This window comes from Frankia sp. CpI1-P (assembly GCF_001421075.1).
Lineage (GTDB): Bacteria > Actinomycetota > Actinomycetes > Frankiales > Frankiaceae > Frankia > Frankia torreyi.
In genome coordinates this window covers 16,637-34,330 of sequence record NZ_LJJX01000062.1, presented here as the reverse complement: position 1 = coordinate 34,330, position 17,694 = coordinate 16,637, and the positions used below count along the sequence as shown (strand labels likewise).

The 17,694-nt window shown below is 71.6% G+C and carries 11 protein-coding genes and 11 pseudogenes; 3 read left to right on the top strand and 19 right to left on the bottom strand.

Annotation, left to right across the window (positions count from 1 at the left end; genetic code table 11):
• Positions 1-111: 111 nt before the first annotated feature.
• From FF86_RS63210 to FF86_RS26930, 9 genes and pseudogenes are all read right to left on the bottom strand, one after another.
• Positions 112-165: pseudogene (locus tag FF86_RS63210) on the bottom strand (hypothetical protein); the annotation flags it as partial.
• Between the two features lies 1 nt (position 166).
• The coding region (locus FF86_RS58680) for a helix-turn-helix domain-containing protein (RefSeq protein WP_313954387.1) at positions 167-327 on the bottom strand (161 nt) is incomplete at its 3' end.
• 74 nt (positions 328-401) lie between these two features.
• A pseudogene (locus FF86_RS58675) lies at positions 402-653 on the bottom strand (cyclic nucleotide-binding domain-containing protein); the annotation flags it as partial.
• A 245-nt stretch (positions 654-898) separates the two neighbouring features.
• On the bottom strand, positions 899-1,285 hold the full coding sequence (locus tag FF86_RS26940) for a cyclic nucleotide-binding/CBS domain-containing protein (RefSeq protein ID WP_044886223.1): 387 nt from the start codon (positions 1,283-1,285) through the stop codon (positions 899-901).
• Positions 1,286-1,714: 429 nt separating this feature from the next.
• Positions 1,715-1,868, bottom strand: a pseudogene (locus FF86_RS58670) (branched chain amino acid aminotransferase); the annotation flags it as partial.
• A gap of 1 nt (position 1,869) precedes the next feature.
• Positions 1,870-2,181, bottom strand: a pseudogene (locus FF86_RS58665) (aminotransferase class IV); the annotation flags it as partial.
• 1 nt (position 2,182) lies between these two features.
• Positions 2,183-2,641: aminotransferase class IV (locus FF86_RS58660; RefSeq protein WP_242419696.1), on the bottom strand; the 459-nt coding region annotated here is incomplete at its 3' end.
• Between the two features lie 301 nt (positions 2,642-2,942).
• Positions 2,943-3,152: pseudogene (locus tag FF86_RS58655) on the bottom strand (isocitrate/isopropylmalate family dehydrogenase); the annotation flags it as partial.
• 1 nt (position 3,153) lies between these two features.
• The coding region (locus FF86_RS26930; protein WP_242419695.1) for a 3-isopropylmalate dehydrogenase at positions 3,154-3,971 on the bottom strand (818 nt) is incomplete at its 3' end.
• 565 nt (positions 3,972-4,536) lie between these two features.
• Here FF86_RS26930 and FF86_RS58650 point away from each other — a divergent pair.
• From FF86_RS58650 to FF86_RS26920, 3 genes and pseudogenes are all read left to right on the top strand, one after another.
• Positions 4,537-5,363, top strand: a pseudogene (locus FF86_RS58650) (EAL domain-containing protein); the annotation flags it as partial.
• A gap of 1 nt (position 5,364) precedes the next feature.
• Positions 5,365-5,973: pseudogene (locus FF86_RS58645) on the top strand (EAL domain-containing protein); the annotation flags it as partial.
• On the top strand, positions 5,970-6,266 hold the full coding sequence (locus FF86_RS26920) for a DUF1059 domain-containing protein (RefSeq protein ID WP_082122007.1): 297 nt from the start codon (positions 5,970-5,972) through the stop codon (positions 6,264-6,266). The pseudogene FF86_RS58645 and the gene FF86_RS26920, both read left to right, overlap by 4 nt.
• Positions 6,267-6,358: 92 nt before the next feature.
• Here FF86_RS26920 and FF86_RS58640 read toward each other — a convergent pair.
• From FF86_RS58640 to FF86_RS26885, 10 genes and pseudogenes are all read right to left on the bottom strand, one after another.
• Positions 6,359-7,155: pseudogene (locus tag FF86_RS58640) on the bottom strand (alpha-isopropylmalate synthase regulatory domain-containing protein); the annotation flags it as partial.
• 1 nt (position 7,156) lies between these two features.
• The coding region (locus tag FF86_RS58635; protein WP_242419694.1) for a 2-isopropylmalate synthase at positions 7,157-8,128 on the bottom strand (972 nt) is incomplete at its 3' end.
• 341 nt (positions 8,129-8,469) lie between these two features.
• On the bottom strand, positions 8,470-9,294 hold the full coding sequence (locus tag FF86_RS26910) for a septum formation family protein (RefSeq protein WP_044886227.1): 825 nt from the start codon (positions 9,292-9,294) through the stop codon (positions 8,470-8,472).
• 348 nt (positions 9,295-9,642) lie between these two features.
• Positions 9,643-11,235 carry a phosphoglycerate dehydrogenase gene (gene serA / locus FF86_RS26905; RefSeq protein WP_044886228.1) on the bottom strand — a complete coding sequence of 531 codons (1,593 nt, stop codon included), beginning with the start codon at positions 11,233-11,235 and terminating at the stop codon, positions 9,643-9,645.
• A gap of 330 nt (positions 11,236-11,565) precedes the next feature.
• Positions 11,566-12,016: pseudogene (locus FF86_RS58630) on the bottom strand (ketol-acid reductoisomerase); the annotation flags it as partial.
• 38 nt (positions 12,017-12,054) lie between these two features.
• Positions 12,055-12,416 (bottom strand): annotated as a pseudogene (locus tag FF86_RS58620) (ketol-acid reductoisomerase); the annotation flags it as partial.
• A 26-nt stretch (positions 12,417-12,442) separates the two neighbouring features.
• A pseudogene (locus FF86_RS58610) lies at positions 12,443-12,558 on the bottom strand (ketol-acid reductoisomerase); the annotation flags it as partial.
• 124 nt (positions 12,559-12,682) lie between these two features.
• Positions 12,683-13,207 carry an acetolactate synthase small subunit gene (ilvN, locus tag FF86_RS26895; protein WP_044886230.1) on the bottom strand — a complete coding sequence of 175 codons (525 nt, stop codon included), beginning with the start codon at positions 13,205-13,207 and terminating at the stop codon, positions 12,683-12,685.
• Between the two features lie 40 nt (positions 13,208-13,247).
• Positions 13,248-15,161, bottom strand: coding sequence for an acetolactate synthase large subunit (locus tag FF86_RS26890; protein ID WP_082122011.1), 1,914 nt, complete (start codon positions 15,159-15,161; stop codon positions 13,248-13,250).
• A gap of 295 nt (positions 15,162-15,456) precedes the next feature.
• On the bottom strand, positions 15,457-17,289 hold the full coding sequence (locus FF86_RS26885) for a penicillin-binding transpeptidase domain-containing protein (protein WP_044886232.1): 1,833 nt from the start codon (positions 17,287-17,289) through the stop codon (positions 15,457-15,459).
• Positions 17,290-17,694 lie beyond the last annotated feature (405 nt).

The window sequence follows — 17,694 nt, the reverse complement described above, 5'->3', positions numbered from 1 at the left end:
CCAACCCTGATCACCCACGGGGATCGCCGAAGGCGATTCCCGGAGACCACCCACGGTCACAACCACCAGCAGGGGTCCCCGCAGATTCGCGAAGCGGATCTGCGGGGCTGCTCAGTCTCCGGCGAAGCGGCGCAGGCGGTCGACCTGGAGGATCGTGATCGTCTGNCCTTCCGACAGAATCCAGGTGCGCCGTTCGAATTCGCGCAACGCCTGGTTGACGGACTGGCGGGAACCGCCAAGCAGCGAGGCGATCTCCGTCTGGGTGAGGCCGAGCTCGATCACCGGCCGGCCCGCTTCTCGCATCCGCAACAGCAGCAGCTTCGCCACCCGGCGCGGCAGGTCGAGAAAGACGAGGTCGGCGTTGGCTCCGGTGAGCCGCCGGACGTGGGCGACCAGCGCCNGGATGAGCTGCTCGGCGACGGCCGGGCGTTCCCGGACGAGCTCCCATACGGCGGCTCGGTCGAGGACCAACGCAGTGCTGGATTCCAGGGCCTCGACGCTGGCGGATCTCGTCCCGGCTTCGACGATGTTGAGTTCGCCCAGCGTCTCCCGAGGGCCGGCGATGTTCAGCACGTGATCGCGCCCGTCGTCCGCCTTGGTGAGCACCTTGAGCCGCCCCGTGGCGACCACGAGAAGAGTATCTCCCGGCTCACNCTCGGTGAAGACAACCTGCCNGCGGCGGAATCGCCGCGTGACCGCCCGTGAGGCGAGTCGCAGCAGGTCCTCCTCGTCCAGCTCCTTCAGCAGCGTGGTCGCTCGAAGCAGGGCGACCGCCTCATTGTCGTGCATGCGGTGACCGTAGCGCCATTGCTCCGCCTGATGTTCCGCAGCCACCGGGGTATGCCGCTCCGGAGCGGACGGCNCATCGGGAACATCCTTGGCGTACGTCACGCAGGCATCATACCGTTATATGTTGGTCACTCCAGCACCGCACCACGTCGCGCATGGAAAGAATTCCGGCCACTCCACCACCCGACGTGACGATGAGATGACGAAATCCTCCGCGCAGCATCGCGGCTGCCGCGTCGTCGAGCGACCAGCCTGGATCCGCGAAGACGACATCGCGGGTGAGGTGATCGCCGGCGATCTCGACATCCGGATCCTGTTCCGCCGCGATCGAGCGGAGAATGTCCCGCTCGGTGAGAATTCCGTAGCCCTGACTGTCCGCATCGTGGACGACCGCCGCGCCCACCTTGCGCGCGGCCATCAGCCGGGCCGCCTGGCGGAGCGTGTGGCCTGGGCCGATCATGAGAACAAGGGAGCTCATCCCCTCCGAAACGCGCACGACGCCCTCCGAACCCCGCTATACCGTCCGAAACCCTGGCAGTACCCTCCGACACCGGTAATGCCGTGCGCAGCGGTAATGCCGTCCACAGGCTCCGCGATGCCCGCACGGCGCTTGTGCATTCGTGAAGCCTGCTACTCGCGACGGTAGGCGCCGTGAAGCCGATTGGCCAGGGCGAAACGGGGATTGCCGTGGCCACATTGTGACCTCGACCACGCCACAAAAGCGAAGAATGTGGCCGAAGCGGATGTCAGGTCAACGATGGCACCGCCGACCCGCCGACCCGCCGACCCGCCAAGGGGATGCGCGGGGACACGGGAAAGACCGCGTCCACCCGCTGCCCGGGTAGCTCGCGCACATGGAATCCGCCGAGGCATGTCGCGGACGCGCGGACCGNTGTGCCTCGGCGGATCGACGAGTCGCGGCTGCCTAGCTCCGGACCAGCTCGTTCCAGGAGCGGTAGCGGTCCAGCTCACCTCGCGTGGCCCGGTGGAAGATCTCCAGCAGCTCGCGGGTCACCGGACCCGGCTTGCCCGCCCCGACCTGCCGGTCGTCAACCGAGACGATCGGCACGATCTCGGCCNCCGTCCCGGTGAAGAAGGCCTCGTCGGCCAGGTAGAGGTCGGTGCGCACGACGTGCTGCTCGATCACCTCGTACCCCTGGTCGGCGGCGATCTGCATGATCGAGGCGCGGGTGATGCCGCCCAACGGCCCGTCGGTCAGCAGCGGAGTGATGACCTGACGGCCGGAGACGATGAAGACGTTCTCACCGGTGCCGTCTGCTATATGGCCGTTCGGGCTGGTCAGGATCGCCTCGTCGTAACCCGCCTTCACCGCCGCGACCTTCGCCAGCGACGAGTTCAGGTACTGCCCGGACGCCTTCGCCGCCGGCGGGGNGATGTTGGGGTCGTTCCGCTTCCAGGAGGAGATCTGCGCTCGCACACCGTTCGCCTCGGCCTCCTCGCCGAGGTAGGCACCCCACGGCCAGACCGCGATCATCACCTCGACCGGTGAGGGCAGCGGGTTGAGACCCATCTCCCCGTAGCCGAGGTAGACCAGGGGCCGGATGTAGCAGGAGGAGATGTCGTTGACCGCGATGGTCTCCTTGGTGGCCGCCACCACCTGCTCCTGAGTGAAGGAGGGCTCCATCACGTAGATCTTCGCGCTGCGGTAGAGGCGGGCGATGTGATCCGACAGCCGAAAGACGGCGGGGCCGTCGGCCGTCTCGTAACAGCGGATGCCCTCGAACACGCCCCAGCCGTAGTGCAGGGTCGGGTTGAGCACGTGGATGCGGGCGTCGTCCCAATCGACGAGCTTGCCACTCATCCAGATCTTCGAGGTGGGGGTGATGGGCACAGCGGACTCCAGGCCAGGATCGACGAAGCGAACAGGGATGACGAATTCGCCGATCATCGCCGTGGTGGGCCCCGTCGGCTGCCGTCTACCGGATCTACGGCTCCCGCTTCGAGGATAACCACCTCGCCGCGCGGCGGGGAACTCCGCGAGAACGGCAGACGACCGGCGACGACGGCCGACGCGGTCCCGACGGCCGACGCGCCGGAGTGGGACGGAGCGCCGGAGTGGGACGGAGCGCCGGAGTGGGACGGAGCGCCGGAGTGGGACGGAGCAGCGAAGTCCGCGGCGACCGAGTCGCGAGCTAGCCGACCGCGCGCGCGGCCAGGTCCTCGCCGCGCTCCCGGGTCGACAGGGCCGCGGCGCCCGCGCCCACCCGGCCCGCGAGCGATGCTGCAACCGCGGCCTCGACCCTCGCTGCCTCCTCGGCGTGTCCCAGGTGGTCGAGCAGCATCGCGACGGAGGCGACCGTCGCCGTCGGGTCGGCGAGCTGCTTGCCGGCGATGTCGGGCGCNCTGCCGTGGACCGGCTCGAACATGCTCGGGTGGGCGCCGGACGGGTCGAGATTGCCGCTGGCGGCCAGCCCGATGCCGCCGGTGATCGCCGCGCCGATATCGGTGATGATGTCGCCGAACATGTTGTCTGTGACGACGACGTCGAACCGTCCCGGATCGGTCACGAAGAACATCGAGGCCGCGTCCACGTGCTGGTAGTCGACCCGCACGTCGGGGAACTCCGGCGCCACCTCGGCGACCGTGCGCGACCACAGGTCGCCGGCCTTGGTCAGGACGTTGTTCTTGTGCACGAGGGTGAGATGGCGGCGCTCGCGGCGAGCGGCGCGGCGGAAGGCGTCCCGCACGACCCGCTCGACGCCGTAGCGGGTGTTGAGGCTCTCCTCGGTGGCAACCTCGTGCGGAGTCCCCCGCCGCAGCACGCCGCCGGCACCCGCGTACGGACCCTCGGTGCCCTCACGCACCACGATCATGTCGATCGTGGGCTCTCCGGCCAGCGGCGAGGCGACCCCGGGATACAGCCGCACCGGCCGCAGGTTGACATGGTGGTCGAGCTCGAAGCGCAGACGCAGAAGCAGGCCGCGCTCGAGCACGCCGCTCGGCACCCCCGGATCGCCGACCGCGCCGAGCAGGATCGCGTCGTGACCGCGCAGTTCCTCGAGCACCGAGTCGGGCAGCGTCTCCCCGGTCTGATGCCAACGCCGGGCGCCCAGGTCGTACTCGGTCGTGTCGACCTTGGGGTGTACGGCCCGCAGTACCCGCAGCCCCTCCGCCACCACTTCGGGGCCGATCCCGTCACCGCCGATCACCGCAAGCCTCATGTGCCCGACTGTAGCCGGAACCCGCGGATCGCAGCGGCTCGACTCGATCCGGCGCCGGGGGCTCCGCGGGGGACCCTCGAACCTGCGCGGCGAACCTCCCGGCCGTGGCGGCGGGGTGGCGCGGGCAGGGCGCCCTCGGACGGCACCGGGTGTGGAGACACGGCGACGGACGGACACGGTGGGATGAGCCGCTACGCCCCCCGCTACCACAGGGCATCACCGGACGACCAGCGAGACCACCACACTGCGGCCTAACGATTACCACCAGTGACCACCGTCCGGCCGGGCCGCGCGGGGTATCACGTTCGTTGTTCCCGAATTGATGTGCGCCCGCCGGAGCACCGACTCCGACCGCACGGCACCGATACCTCAGAAAGTGAGGCGCATTGTCGTGCTCGACAACAGATCGGTGACGATCGACGGCCCAGCCGTATAGAACACGCCGCCCCCGCCGGGCGGTCGCAAGAAAGACGACAACCAGCAATCCGACCGCCACCCGCCGGTCACACAAAAGACCGCAGGATTCACAACTCCGGACGGTACTCGCGACCGGCATCGAGGCCAGATGGTAAGAAACTCACTTACAGGACAGGTGCGACGTGCTTCGAGGCGAGGGGGTGCACGGCGCATGATTACTCGACAGCGGACTCCCGCGGGATCTCCACCCCGCGGCCGCTCCGATGTCGGCGACTCCGCAGAGACATCCGGCGAGACATCCGGCGAGGTGGCCGACGCCCGGCGCGCGGTCGCGTCCGCGGGAGCCGAAACGTCGGGCGCGTCGAGTCCGCCGAGACTCGCCGGCGGGGAGCAGGACGCCTACGAGGCCGACCATCCCGACCTGGCCCGGGTTCTCGCCGATCCCGCCGAACCTGTGCTGTACTTCCAGCCGATCGTAGATCTGCAGCGTGGGGTTATCGCCGGATATGAGGCGCTCGCCCGCTTCCACAGCCATCCGACGCACTCCCCCGACCGCATTTTCGCCGCGGCGGACCGGCTCGGGCACGCGGCCGAACTCGAGGCCCGGGTTCTCGCTGCCGCGCTCGCGGCCCGCGATCGGCTTCCCGACCGCTGCTTCCTGGCCGTCAACGTTCTGCCCCACCTGCTGGACGAGCCCGCGGTCGCCGAGGTCTGGCGGGACGCGGACCTGCGCCGGCTCGTGCTGGAACTCAACGAGGCGGTCGACCTCGACGCCACGACCGGGCTGACCGCCACCGCAAGCGCTCTGCGCAACCGCGGCGCCTTCGTCGCCATGGACGATGTCGGCTCCGGCTACGCCGGGCTACGCCAGCTCGCCCGGATCCGACCCGACTTCGTCAAGCTGGACCGCTCGCTGGTGGTCAACGTCGATGACGACCAGGTCAAGATCGCTCTGACCGAGCTGGTCGGCAACTTNGCCAGCCGGCTGAATGGCTGGGTGATCGCGGAGGGCATCGAGCGGGGCGACGAGCTGGCCATGCTGGTCGCGCTCGGCGTTCCCCTCGGGCAGGGATTCCTGCTCGGGCGCCCGTCCGAGGGCTGGCAGCAGCTCGATCCGGGGGTGGCCCGGCGCATCCGGCAGCTCTCCGAACGCAGCAACCGCGCGGCGAGCATCGAGAGCCTCATGGAACAGGTCACCGTCCGCGTGGGCGACTCGGGCTCGTGCGCCATGTCGCCGGACTGCCCGAGCTGCCCCATGCGGACGGCCGCGAACCGCGGTGATCCGACCACCGCCGGCCCCGACGACGAGCAGGCTCCCAGAGCGACGATCATCGTGTCCAACCGGTGCCGCCCGGTCGCGCTGCACCTGTCCAGCGGTCCCGGCGGCGGCACCGAACCCCGCCGGGTACCCACCACCCTGTTCGCCCGCCCGGAGGAACCGGTGACGGAGGTGGCGCGCCGCGCCATGACCCGCGCCAGGGCCAGCCGGTTCGACCCGGTGATAATCGTGACCGAGATGGGTCGACCCCTCGGTCTGGTACGGATGGAGCGTCTGATGCTGCGTCTCGCGGAAATGTCCACATGAGACGGAACCGATACTGGACCGCCCAGGCGCTGATGTCACCGAGCCCGGCGGCCGGGGGTCATTCCCTGCCCGCGGAGATCACCGTTCGGCGGCCGGCCATGAAGGAATTCTACTGTGGCGCGATCATTCACGGGTGCGAGACACGCATCGTCGCGTCTGCCGAGGAGGATCTGCTCCGTGCCGTGGACACCCACGCCCGCGTGGATCACGGCATGACCGACGTCCCGGAGGCGATGCTGGATCAGGTCCGCCGCAGCGTCCGGGACGTGGAACCGGCGGATCTCCGCGACTGATCGCCGCCGTGTCGACCCAGCGGCACGGCCGGCGGCCTGCGGCAGCCGCAAGGCCGCCACAGGCCGCCGGTCATGCCCGCGGAGAGCCCGGCTCAGGCCACCGGTGCGGCGGCGGGCCGGCCGCCGTCCCTCGGCGCCGCGACGGCCGGCCCGGGGACCGGCGCCGCCGCCCGGTCACGGGAGGCACGGTTGACGGCGCTCACGACGGCCCGCAACGACGCGGTGACGATGTTGGGATCGATGCCGACCCCCCAGTACACCCGGTCGTCGACGGAGACCTCGAGGTAGGCCGCCGCCCGGGCGTCGGCGCCCGAACCCAGCGCGTGCTCGTTGTAGTCAAGGATGCGCACGCTCAGGCCGCGGGTCGCCAGGGCGGCCACGAAGGCGTCGATGGGGCCGTTGCCGACCCCGGTGAGCACCGAATCCGCGCCGTCGAACCGAACCGAGACCGAGACCTCGTCGCGCTCCCCCGAAGCGGCGTTCGTCCGCGACCCCAGCAGCTCCAGCGGGCCCGCCGTCTCGGCGCCGTCGAGGAAGTACTCGCTACGGAAGATCCGCCACAGCTCCGCGGCGGTGACCTCGCCGCCCTCGGCGTCGGTGTGGCGCTGCACGACTCCGGAGAACTCGATCTGCAGCCGTCGCGGCAGTTCCAGCGAATGCTCCGACTTCAGCAGGTAGGCGACGCCGCCCTTGCCGGACTGGCTGTTCACCCGGATGACGGCCTCGTAGGTGCGGCCCACGTCCTTGGGGTCGATCGGCAGGTAGGGCACCTCCCACCGGGTCTGGCCGGTCCGTTCCATCGCCTCCAGGCCCTTCTTGATGGCGTCCTGGTGGGAGCCGGAGAAGGCGGTGTAGACGAGGTCGCCACCGTAGGGGTGGCGGGGGTGCANGGGTAGCTGGTTGCAGTACTCGACCGCCCGGCGGACCCCGTCGATGTCCGAGAAATCGATCATCGGATCGACGCCCTGCGAGAACAGGTTCAGACCGAGGGTGACCAGGCAGACGTTGCCGGTGCGCTCGCCGTTGCCGAACAGGCAGCCCTCGACCCGGTCCGCGCCGGCCAGCACGCCGAGCTCCGCCGCGGCGACCGCGCAGCCCCGGTCGTTGTGCGGGTGCAGCGACAGGATCACGGCATCGCGCCGCGTCAGGTTCCGCCCGACCCACTCGATCTGGTCGGCGTAGACGTTCGGCGTCGACATCTCGACCGTCGCCGGCAGGTTCAGCACGACTGGCCGCTGCGGCGTCGGCGACCACACGTCCATGACCGCCTCGCACACCTCGACGGCGTAGTCCAGCTCGGTACCGGTGAACGACTCCGGGCTGTACTGCCAGCGCACATCGGTGCCCTCGAGCAGCTTCTCGGCGTACTGGACGCACCAGCGCGCGCCCTGTACGGCAATCTCGGTGACGCCGGCCCGGTCCAGGCCGAACACGACCCGCCGCTGCAGCGTCGACGTCGAGTTGTACAGGTGGATCAGCGCCCGGTCGGCGCCCACCAGCGACGCGGCCGTCCGCTCGATCAGCTCCTCGCGCGCCTGGGTCAGCACCTGGATGACGACGTCATCCGGGATGCGGTCTTCCTCGATGAGCTGGCGGATGAAGTCGAAGTCGGTCTGGCTCGCGGCGGGGAACCCGACCTCGATCTCCTTGTAGCCCATCGCGACCAGCAGCTCGAACATCTGCATCTTGCGCGCGGGGGTCATCGGGTCGATCAGTGCCTGGTTGCCGTCGCGCAGGTCGACGCTGCACCACTGCGGGGCGCGGACGATCGACTTCTCGGGCCAGGTCCGGTCCGGCAGCGGGACGGGGGTGAACGCCTGGTACTTCTCGATCGGCATGCCGGACGGCTGCTGCGTGGTCATCGTGCTCCTGCTTCCTCGGAAGAGCCCCACGTCGACCGGATCTCACGACCGCACAGGGGACTTGGGGGCCGGCAGATCCCTCCACGGCGTCGGACGGGCGGCCGCCCGGGCTGGGCATGACCGCCGGGCCACCATGACCGCGGGGATCCCGACGCTGGCGCACGAGAACACCGCGACGGGGAAGCCAGCTGGATCAGGCCCCGCCGCGGCGGCTAAGGAGGAGCAGCGCACGCATCGCGAATAAACAGTACCCGATGTCGGCCCGATCGGTCGGTGGTGGGCCGCCGCGGCTCGGTCGCGCCTCGCCTCGGTCGCCCGCTGCGAATCGGCCGCCCGCGCCCTCAGGCGCCGATCGAGCCGATGGCCCGGAACGGGCCGGTGCGGGCCCGCAGGTCGTCCGTGCGCACCGTACAGGCAACCGAGCGCGCGCCGTCCTGCCAGCTCGGCTCGGACGGGTAGATCGTGCCGACGATGTAGTGCGGGGTGGCGTCGATGGCCCCGGCGAAGTCGCGCAGCGCCCCGGCACAGCGCGCGTCCGCCACCTGGGTCACCGCCGACGCGCCGGGCCAGCGGCCGAACAGCGGCGCGAGGTTCACCAGCCGGGTGACCTCGTCGATGTGCGGACGGTCGCAGCTCACCCGGACCGCGACCACCGGCACCATCGGCACGGGTGCGCCTGCCGGGTAGGGCGTCCAGTTCAGACAGTCGCCGCGGTGCAGGGCGGCCAGCAGTGCCGGGGCGACCGCGTAGCCGGCGGGAGGGCCGGTCAGGGAGCCGCTGACCGCGGGCCTGGCACTCGCGGCGCTCGCCGCGCCGTCCTGCGACGCGCTCGGTGCGGCCAGGCGGGTGGCGCTGCCCGCCCCGCCCCGGGTAGCCGTCTGCCGCAGGGCCACCACCGTGATAGTGATCATCCCGACGATGATGGCGATGAAGGTGACCATCTGGGCGATCTGCCGGGGGCGTCCCGGCGGCTTCGGCGGCGCCACGAGCCGGTGAAAGAACCCGGGCAGCCCGCGGGGAGCGGGAACGACCTGGCAACGACCGGATGCGGTCCGGCCGTGCTGCCGGCTGCGTTCGGCCGCGGACGGCTCGAGGAAGCGGGCTCCGCGGACGAATCGCTCATCCAGGCGAAGCCCCTCGAACGGGTCCTGATGCCGCGACGCCATGCTAGCCACGGTAAACCCGACACCCAGCCAAAGCCGCATGTTCGGCGTAAAGATCACTCCGGGCACTTCCGGGCGAGAGCGGCGCGGCCGGCACCGCCGCGCCGGCCTGGCGGGCGGCTCCGACCGGCCGCCGCCGACGGCCCACCTGCGGTGTCGCAGCGCCCCGACGGCAGCCGACCGCCGCGCCGCCGCCGTACCGTCGGCCGGCCCGCCCGCCGGTCGCCGCGGCGCGCCCCCACCGGGGTGCCACCGCCGCGACTGCGCAGTCCGGCACCGACCGGCCACCCGATACCGGAGGTCGGGCGCGAGCTGCCGACCGCCCGGTCCGGCGCTACTCCGCCTGGATCACTACTCGGTCTGGATGCTGACCGCGCGCGCGTAGGAAGCGCCGATTATCTTCGCGATGTCGGCCAGGATGTCGGCGGCGACCGCGTCGTCCAGCGACAGCGACATCAGCGCCTCCCCACCCGCCTGGAGCCGGCTCACCTGAGCACTGGCGATGTTGATGTTCGCCTCGCCCAGCAGCGCGCCGACCGCACCGACGATTCCGGGCCGGTCCTCGTAGCGGAAGAACGCCAGGTGCGCCTCGGGTCGGATGTCGACCTCGAAGCCATCGATCGCGGTGATCTTCTCGACCTGCCGGGAACCGACGAGGGTCCCGCTGACCGACACCGGGGTGCCGTCGGCGAGCACGCCGCGCACGGTCACCAGGTTGCGGTAGTCCCTGGAGCCCTCCTCGGAGGTCTCCAGGGTGACATCGACGCCGCGCTCCTTCGCCAGCAGCGGGGCGTTGACGTAGGTGACCTGCTCCTCGATGACGTCGGTGAAGACGCCCTTGAGTACGGCGAGCTGGAGCACCGAGACGTCGTGGACCGCGATCTCCCCTCGGACCTCGACGGTGATGGCGGCGGCGAGCCCGCCGGCGAGCCCGGAGAACAGCTGCCCCAGCTTCTCGGCGAGCGGCAGGCCCGGCCGGACGTCCTCGGCGACGATCCCACCGGCCTGCACATTGACCGCGTCCGGCACGAACTCGCCCTGCAGCGCCAGGCGCACCGAGCGGGCGACGGCGAGCCCGGCCTTGTCCTGGGCCTCCTGGGTGGAGGCGCCGAGGTGCGGGGTGACCACCACGTTGTCGAGACCGAACAGCGGCGACGCGGTCGTCGGCTCGGTGACGAAGACGTCGATGCCGGCGCCACCGACCTGGCCGGAGCTGATCGCCTCGGCAAGCGCCGCCTCGTCGACGAGCCCGCCGCGGGCGGCGTTGACGATGATGACGCCGGGCTTGGTCCCGGCAAGCTCCTCGGCGCCGATCAGGCCGAGCGTCTCCGGCGTCTTGGGCAGGTGGATCGTGATCACGTCGCTGCGCCGCAGCAGTTCGGCGAGGTCGACGAGGGTGACGCCGAGCTGGGAGGCGCGGGCCACCGACACGTACGGGTCATAGGCGATGACCTTCATGCCGAAGCCGGCGAGCCGCTGCGCCACGAGGACCCCGATACGGCCGAGGCCGACGACGCCGAGCGTCTTCTCGACCAGCTCGACGCCGGTGAACTTCGACCGCTTCCACTCCCCGCCACGCAGCGACTGGTTGGCCGCCGGGACCCGGCGGGCGACGGCGAGCAGCAGCGCGATCGCGTGCTCGGCCGCGCTGACGATGTTCGACGTCGGCGCGTTGACGACCATGACGCCGCGCTGGGTGGCGGCGGCGACGTCGACGTTGTCCAGGCCGATGCCGGCCCGGGCGACGACCTTGAGCCGGCTCGCCGCCGCGAGCGCCTCCGCGTCGATCTTGGTGGCGGAACGGACGATCACGGCGTCGACGTCGGCGATCGCGGGCAGGAGGGCCGACCGGTCGGCGCCGTCGACGTGACGAAGCTCGAAGTCCCCGGACAGCACCTCCAGCCCGGCCGGCGACAGCTCCTCGGCAACGAGTACGACGGGCACTGGACCTCTCCTAGCAACCTCTGGTCAGGCCGGAGGCGACGCGCGGAACGAGGTGTGATCACGTGGCCGTCGGCCTGGCGGTGGTGAGCGTGCTGACTGCGCGCCGGGTGGCGCGGCGGGCCCAGCCTACCGACGCGGACTGCGCCCGCCGAACGCTTTGCGCACCGGTCCCCCCNGAAATGCGCGATCCCGGCGATGTGGTCCGGCTGTCCTCGCCGTTCGGCGGCCGGGCGCCGCCACCATCCGGCGGCGGAGCCCGGCATCGACGTCCGGCGGTGGCAGACGACCCTGCCGCTCGGCGATCCCGGCGTTACGCGGCGATCCCGGCGTCTACTTGGCGATCCAGGACATCAGCGGCCGCAGCTTGGCGCCGACCTGCTCGATCGGGTGCTGCTTGCCCTCCTCCACGAGCTTGGTGAAGTTCGGCCGGCCGTTGTCGTCCTCGGCGACCCACTCGCGCGCGAACGTGCCGTCCCGGATCTCGTCGAGGATCTTGCGCATCTCGGCCTTGACGGCCGGGGTGACCACCCGCGGGCCGCGGGTGACGTCGCCGTACTCGGCCGTGTCGGAGATCGAGTAACGCATCTGCGAGATGCCGCCCTCGTACATCAGGTCGACGATGAGCTTGAGCTCGTGCAGGCACTCGAAGTAGGCGACCTCGGGGGTGTAACCCGCCTCGACCAGCGTCTCGAACCCGGCCTGGACCAGCGCGCTGGTGCCGCCGCAGAGCACGGCCTGCTCACCGAACAGGTCGGTCTCGGTCTCCTCGGTGAAGGTGGTGNGCAGCGCCCCCGCGCGGGTGCCGCCGATGCCCTTGGNGTAGGCCAGCGCGACGGCGAGCGCGTTGCCGGAGGCGTCGTTCTCGACGGCGACGAGGACGGGCACGCCCTTGCCCTCCTCGAACACCCGGCGCACCAGGTGACCGGGGCCCTTCGGCGCCACCATGAACACGTCGACGCCCGCCGGCGGCTCGATGAGCCCGTAGCGGATGTTGAACCCGTGCCCGAACGCCAGCGCCTTGCCCTCGCTCAGGTGCGGGGCGATGGAGTCGGCGTAGATCTTGCGGTGGGTGGTGTCCGGGGTGAGCAGCATGATGATGTCGGCCTCGGCGGACGCCTCCGCCGGGGTGAGCACGCGCAGGCCCTCCTCGGCGGCCTTCGCCCGGCTGCGGCTGTCCGCGGNCAGGCCGACCCGCACGTCGACGCCNCTGTCGCGCAGGTTCAGCGCGTGCGCGTGGCCCTGGCTGCCGTAACCGATGACGGCGACCTTGCGGCCGGCCAGGACGTCGAGCGAGGCGTCGTCGTCGTAGTAGATCTCGACCATCGTGGGGGTGTCTCCTCGTTGAGTGAAGGGAGGTGCGGGCGCGGCCCGACCGGGATCGCCGCGGGACGCGCCGGGACGCCCCGGCCGGCCGGGCCGGGTGAAGCGGGTGGAACGGGTCGACCGGTCAGGCCGACCGGTCGACGGCGCGCAGGCTGCGATCGGTGATCGACCGCGAGCCGCGGCCAAGCGCCACCATGCCGGACTGGACGAGCTCCCGGATCCCGAACGGCTCCAGCATCCGGATGAGGGCGTCCAGCTTGTCGCGGGTGCCGGTCGCCTCGATCGTGACGGCGTCCGGGGCGACGTCGACCACCTTCGCACGGAACAGGGTGACGGTCTCCAGCACCTGCGACCGGACGGACAGGTCGGCGCGCACCTTCAGCAGCATCAGCTCGCGCTGCACCGAGACGGACGTATCCATCTCGACGATCTTCAGAACGTTGACCAGCTTGTTGAGCTGCTTGGTCACTTGCTCCAGCGGCAGGTCCTCGACCGCGACGACGATGGTCATCCGGGAGACGTCCGGGTGCTCGGTCGGGCCGACGGCGAGCGACTCGATGTTGAACCCGCGCCGGGAGAACAGCCCGGAGACCCGGGCGAGCACCCCCGGCTTGTTCTCCACCAGCACGGACAGGGTGTGCCGGGTCATGATCTCGCGCTCCTGAGGTCGGGGATCGGGTCGGGGGCCGTCACAGGTTCACCTCGGCGTCCCCGGAGTAGTCGAAGTCGGGCGCGAGGTCGCGGGCGACCCGGATGTCGTCGTTGCTCGCGCCGGCGGCGACCATCGGCCAGACCATGGCGTCGGGGTGGACGACGAAGTCCACGACCACGGGGGCGTCGTCGATCGCCATCGCCTTCTCGATCGTCGCGTCGACCTCGGCGGCCGAGTCGCAGCGCAGGCCGACGCAGCCCAGCGCCTCGGCGAGGCGGACGAAGTCGGGCACCCGCTTGACACCGGTCCGCGGCGACGCCGGGTGCGTGCCGAGCTCGGTGTTCGAGTAGCGCTTGTCGTAGAACAGGGTCTGCCACTGCCGGACCATGCCGAGCGAGCCGTTGTTGATGATCGCGACCTTGATCGGGATGCCCTCGAGCGCGCAGGTGGCGAGCTCCTGGTTGGTCATCTGGAAGCAGCCGTCGCCGTCGATCGCCCACACGGTCGCATCCGGGCGGCCGACCTTGGCGCCCATCGCCGCCGGCACGGCGAAGCCCATCGTCCCGGCGCCGCCGGAGTTCAGCCAGGTGTAGGGGTTCTCGTACGAGATGAACTGGGCGGCCCACATCTGATGCTGGCCGACCCCGGCCGCAAAGATCGTCTCCGGGCCCGAGATGCGGCCGAGCCGCTCGATGACGTGCTGCGGCGCCAGCGACCCGTCGGCCGGGGTGTCGTAGCCCAGCGGGTAGGTGCGCCGCCAGCCGTCCAGGGTGTGCCACCAGCCCTCGAGTTCCGGACGGGGCTCGGCGGCCAGCGCGGCGATCAGCTCGTTGATCACCTCTCGGCAGTCGCCGACGATGGGCACGTCGGCGGTCCGGTTCTTGCCGATCTCGGCGGGATCGATGTCGGCGTGGATGATCGCGGCCTTCGGCGCGAACGAGGCCAGCCGGCCGGTGACCCGGTCGTCGAAGCGGGCGCCGAGGGTGATGAGCAGGTCCGCCTTCTGCAACGCGGTCACCGCGGCGACCGAGCCGTGCATGCCGGGCATGCCCAGGTGCTGGGGGTGCGAGTCGGGGAAGGCGCCGCGGGCCATCAGCGTGGTGACCACCGGGATGCCGGTCATCTCCGCCAGCGTGCGCAGCTCCGCGGCGGCGCGCGCCTTGAGCACACCGCCGCCGATGTACAGCACCGGACGCCGGGAGGCGCTGATCAGCTTCGCCGCCTCCCGCACCTGCTTGCTGTGCGGGCGGGTGATCGGGCGGTAGCCGGGCAGGTCGAGTGTGGGCGGCCAGATCTCGTGCGGCAGCACCGACGTGACCGACTGCAGGATGTCCTTGGGCAGGTCGACCAGGACGGGGCCGGGACGCCCCGTGCCCGCCAGGTGGAACGCCTCGGCGATCGTCCGCGGGATGTCGTCGACGGACTGGACGAGGAAGTTGTGCTTGGTGATGGGCAGGGTGATACCGCAGATGTCCGCCTCCTGGAAGGCGTCCGTCCCGATCGCGGCGCTGGCCACCTGCCCGGTGATCGCGACCATCGGCACCGAGTCCATGTAGGCGTCCGCGATCGGGGTGACCAGGTTCGTCGCCCCCGGACCGGACGTCGCCATGCACACCCCCACCCGCCCGGTGGCCTGCGCGTACCCCTCGGCCGCGTGGCCGGCACCCTGCTCGTGCCGGACGAGGATGTGGCGCACCCGCGTGGAGTCGTACAACGGGTCGTAGGCGGGCAGGATCGCGCCGCCGGGGATGCCGAAGACCACATCCGCTCCGACCGCCTCGAGGGAGTGGACGAGCGACTGGGCTCCGGTGATCTCTCGTGTCATCTGGGCGTCTTCCTTGACAGGCCGGGAATCTGCGACAGCGGGTGGTCTCGGCGGGCGGAACGCGGGGGCGCGCGCTGGGGCTCGGTCACGTGACGGGGCTGGATCACGAACACGGGGGTGGATCACGAACACGGGGGTGGATCACGAACGCGGGGCTGGGCACGAAAAAGCCCCTCGTGCCTAGGGCACTGAGGGGCGGCGCACGGGGTCGAGGTCGTCGACTACGCGCGCTCTGAACGTACGAGAATCTGACTGTGCACAGACATACCGTGCCGGAGATCGGGCCGTACGTCAAGCAGCGACCGCAGGTGGCCGACCCGGCGACCCTGCCGGCGGGTCACGGGGGATGCCGGCAGGGGGTCTGCGAGGCCGCCCGGCGGGCGGGCAGAGTCGGCCAGGCCGCCCGGCGGGCGGAGCGGGATCAGCGACCGCCGGAGCCGGGCGCGGCCACCGCGCCCCCGTCGAGGGCGGTCAGGAAGCGGGCCGCGACCGGGGCCGCCGTCTCGGCGCCGAAGCCGCCGTCCTCGACGACGACGGCGAAGGCCACGTCACCCCGGTAACCGACGAACCAGGCGTGGGTGGGCGGCGGGTCGCCGTCGGCGTATTCGGCCGTGCCGGTCTTGCCGTAGACCTCGCCGGGCATCGGCACGCTCGCGGCGGTGCCCTCGGTGACGACAGCCCGCATGAAGTCCCGCAACGGCGGGAGCACCGCGGGCGGGATGGCGTTGCTGCGCGCCGGCTGGCCGGCGACGAACGGCTGGCGCCAGGTGCCGCTGGCGACGGCCGCCGCCACGCTCGCCATCTGCAGGGGCGAGACCTCGATGCGGGCCTGTCCGATCGACGCCGAGGCGGACTCGACCGAGTCGCGCGGGGTCGGGAAGCTCCCCCCGACGCTGGCGATGTCCAGCGGCGCCTGGCCGTCGAAGCCGTAGAGCTGGGCGGCCTTCTCCAGGGCGTCGGACGGCAGCGACTCCTCCAGCCGAATGAAGGCGGTGTTGCAGCTCTTGGCGAAGGCGGTCCGCAGCGGGATGGGCCCGAACTGCTCGGACTCGGCGTTCTGGAAGGTCCGCCCGCCCACGCTGACCGTCTGGGTGCAGTCCAGCGGGGTGTTCGCCGCCTTGCCGTTCATCAGTGCGGCGGTGGCCGTCACGATCTTGAAGGTGGAGCCCGGCGGGTACTTGCCGCGCACGGCGCGGCTCGCCCCGCTCGGCGGGTGGTTCGCCAGCGCCAGCACGCCGCCGGTGCGGGTGTCGATGGCGACCATCGCCGCGGTGGGTCGGGCGGCGGTCGCGAGCGCCGTCTCGGCGGCCTGCTGGACCCGCAGGTCGAGGGTCGTCCGGACCGACTCGCCGTCGGTCATCGGGTAGGTGTGCAGCGTCTGGACGGTGGCGCCCCGCGCGTCGCGCACGACGACGGCACCGCCCTGGGCGCGCAGCCGGTCGTCGTAGACGCGTTGCAGCCCGGACAGCGGGTCGGTCCGGCCGACGAGGTTGCCGGCGAGGTCCCCGGAGTCGCGCAGCGGCTGGCCGCCGGCGGCGAGCAGGTCGCCGCGGTGGCCGGTCGAGGCGGTCCGGTCCAGGTGCAGCCCGGGGCGCAGGGCGGGATGCACGGACGCCGGCTCCGCCCGGACCTTCCACCCCCGGCCGGTGTCGACGAGGTTCAGCACGCCCGCGTACTCCAGCGGCGCCGGCAGGCCGGACAGGTCGAGCCGGGCCGCGTAGGGCGCCCTCGCCGCCTTGCCGTTGCGGTCGATCGATCCCGGGGTGAAGGTGGCCCCGGTGACCAGCAGCCGGTCCCGCACGTCGGCCATCGTGGTCAGCAGGGCCGCGACGTCGATGCTGCCGGGCACGGTCACCGCGCTCACCGCGGCCCGACCGGCTCCGTCACGGCCGCTGGCCGCGGCCGACCCGGTGGCCCCCGCCCCGGCCGCGGCCGGTGTCGCCGCCGCACCGCTCCCGCCACCCGGGGCGGCGCTGGCCGGGGCGGCGCTGGCCGGGGGCGCCGCGCCGGCCGGGGTGCTGGTCGCCGTCCCGCCAGTGGTGGTCAGGGTTCGCCAGGCGGCGAGGTAGGCCGCCGCCGCGGCCTGGGCCCGGTGGTCGGCCGCCCGCGCGTCGGACCGGTTCTTCAGCACGTAGCCGACCCCGCTGCCGGCGGCCAGGACGACGACCACCACGGCGGCGATGATCGCCCGCCGCCGGCCGCGGCCACGACGGCGCGAGGTCGACGCGGTGAATCCGGACGGAGTGAGGGGCATGACGAGACGCCTCCCCTCGCAGACGACTGCCCGATCGGAGACCCACCCTACGAAGGCCCCCGGCACTGCGCACCCGACGCGCCGGTCGGCGTCGGCAACTCGACACGCGGGTCCGACACGGAAGGAAAACGTGGTCTTCCCGGGCCCAGGTCACGCCGGGGCAACCTTCGGCACCCCGGCTGATACCCCGAACCCGGATGACTACGCCCAACCAGGCCGTATCCCCCGCATGAGGATTAGCGGCCAGGTTTTCCGCAAACACCGCGATGGCGATCATATCCGGCGCCCGATCCGGTCCGGGGCGGCCCTGGACCGCGTCCCCGGAGCCCGGGGTATCGGCGCGCAGGCGGCCCGGCGGACGGACCGCGGTCAGCCGACGAGGGGCAGGACCTGGCGTGGCGGCGC